This window comes from Pradoshia sp., assembly GCF_051873915.1.
In the GTDB taxonomy this organism is placed as follows: Bacteria; Bacillota; Bacilli; order Bacillales; family Pradoshiaceae; genus Pradoshia.
This window is the reverse complement of the sequence record NZ_JBJEFJ010000074.1, coordinates 1-2,466: the sequence shown is the minus strand read 5'-3', so window position 1 is coordinate 2,466 and position 2,466 is coordinate 1. Positions and strand designations below refer to the sequence as shown.

Sequence of the window (2,466 nt, the reverse complement as noted above, 5' to 3'; positions counted from 1 at the left end):
ATTGGTCAGCAAAAAGAAGAAATGCAAGAGCTTCAGCTTGGTATTGATGAATAAGAAGGTGGAGAAAGATGGAGAAAGAAAACCTGCTTCTAGAGTATATTGGTTCCTGGCTGTTGGCCCTCGGTGCGAACATCGATGCCGCTGCTGCCACCCCCACACCCTTATTAACGGATGAGCAATTAGAGGAGATTAGTCTTGTCGGCTTTGAGCTTCAAGCCCTCGGCTTCGCCCTCTTGGCAGACAGCCAAAATGAGTTGAACCTTGAATCTGCCGGTAATGGTATTGCCTCTATCGGGATGCTTGAAATTATCTCTTCTATCCTCCTTCCCTTTTCAGAGGAGACGGATACGAACCTTGAGGTATCGGGAAACCTCCTAGCATCGCTCGGGGCCTTCATGATTTTCGCTGAGGAACTCGATAAAGACCCCCGCGTGCCTGGTCAAACCTTAGAAACAATCGGCATCCTCATGCAAGCGATTGGATCAGGCGTGCTCGCAATCGCATTAAGGCTTCAAGCAAATCAGGAGGATAAGGAAGAAAGCGAACTGCAGCAAACAGCGGAGGATGAAGAAAAATCTATCTCCATCACCAATTTAATTACTTGGTCGAACTGGCTCGTCGCGGCCGGTACAATCGTCGCCTTAATTGGCGTGGGAATCAGGTTCAGCAGCGAAACACAATGAACCTGTTTCCTTCTTTATACATAAATAGAGAGACCGCTGCCCCGCGGTCTCCTTAAGTCAAAATGAAATAGAGGATGATTCCCATCAACACCCAGATAATAATAGAAAACAGACATCCTGCCCTCATTCCTCTAATAAAGGATGTTTTATCTGTCTGAAAATGCTGCATAAGCATGCTCCTTTAACCCGGCTTGGCGCCTTGCCTCTCTATTTTACAAATATATGTAAGCTTCAACTAGTCTTTCTCATGAAATAAACCGAATAAAACACTGTATTTTCCTATCTTTTCATCGACATATCTCACCGTTATGCCCCTCTTTTACACCATTCCCTATCACATCTCCTCACATGCTGTTTAACGATACGCTATCTCCCTTTTTTTGTAGGTATTTGTTCTGTTTCAGATAGGAAATTTTACGGTATAAAGAGAGTACAAACTTAAAACAGAAGGAGGCGTAAGTGATGAAGATCAGCGCAGGCAGCTGGAGGATGCTTTCCCAGCAGGAGAAATTATTTATCTTAAATGCCATTAGCAAACGTCGCTCTGCCTGAAGGAGTCCGGATATATTCCCAATGGAGAAACGTCCTCATACCAATTTCCCCCTCATCTCCTCTCATACGATTGACCCACCCTCTCACCTCGCTAAAAGCGGGTGATTTTTTTTATGCTTTTTATTAATCAAACGATTGATTAAGTCTATAACGGGTATCAGGACAATATACATGTTGTAAGGGCTTCAACTGGTCTGGCCACTAATGTTTATCGAAAAATGGATAAGTCTCATAAATATTGTTTGAAATGTTAAACAATTTACCGATATAGTAAATAGTATAGAACCAAACCCAAATACCTAAGCCTAAAGGTGGTGATTGGGAATTGAGAAAACTCCCATTATCTAAACTCCAAAAAGGCCTGATTACGGCTTGCGCACTTATTATATGTATATCCATCTATTTAATTGAACGCCCTCTTACGAAAGATGACTTAATCGAACAGGTTGAAACCGCATTCAAACAGCAAGACAGCTCCGTTCTATCCAAGGTGCTGACCTCATCCAATCAAAAACTTCAAATTGACGAGACGAACACGAAGGCACTCATGAGCTACCTCCAAGAGAATCCTGAATACGCGCAATCAATCCTAACCGTTCTGCAAGAGCAATCCAGGTATTATGATGAACAAGACAGCGTCTCAGCAAACGATGCCACATCAGCCGAAAAGATTGAAGGGTTCCTAACACTCAAGAAAGAGGATCACCTCATCCTCCCTGACACCTACTCAATCGAAATCGAGCCGGTCTACCTAACCGTCTGCACAAATGCTGAGGATGCCGTCATCAAAATCAATGGCGAAACAGTCACCGAAACAACAAAAGAATCATGTGAAAAGAAAGTAGGTCCCCTTCTCCCTGGAGAATACACCGTTGAGGCCGCCACCAAGGGACAGGGCACCAAAATCAAGAAAATCGAAACCGTCGTCCTATGGAACAGCGATGAAGAAATCACGATTGACCTCGTCCCAGAAGACGTAGGCCTACAAACCAATACAGACAAAAAGTAGCAGCATCTCCTGATAGCTGCTCTTTTTTTAGCGCAATAACAACTAAATGTAATTCGTTTTGTAATATTTTATTCATTTCTACATGAAATGAGTAAAAAATCTCAAGAAATTGAAAGGAGGAATGCGTATAGTAAATATAATAGGTAATTATTCTATAGAAATAATAAAAACAGCGGACCCTAGGCAGATCCCCTGTTTTAGAAGATAGATGTATGAACCAAT

General features: G+C 42.6%; 2 protein-coding genes. Both read left to right on the top strand.

Going from position 1 to position 2,466, the window contains the following annotated elements; genetic code table 11:
• Positions 1 to 68 precede the first annotated feature (68 nt).
• Complete coding sequence (locus tag ACI35L_RS07240; protein WP_439802561.1) at positions 69 to 683, top strand: DUF6944 family repetitive protein; 615 nt, start codon at positions 69 to 71, stop codon at positions 681 to 683.
• 877 nt (positions 684 to 1,560) lie between these two features.
• Positions 1,561 to 2,244 (top strand): TcaA second domain-containing protein, encoded by a 684-nt coding sequence (locus ACI35L_RS07235; protein WP_439802560.1) that lies wholly within the window; start codon positions 1,561 to 1,563, stop codon positions 2,242 to 2,244.
• Positions 2,245 to 2,466 lie beyond the last annotated feature (222 nt).

What these genes read in the sequence shown, in the direction of transcription:
- ACI35L_RS07240 (WP_439802561.1), top strand. Translation starts at nt 69, where the DNA reads ATGGAGAAAGAAAACCTGCTTCTAGAGTATATTGGTTCCTGGCTGTTG.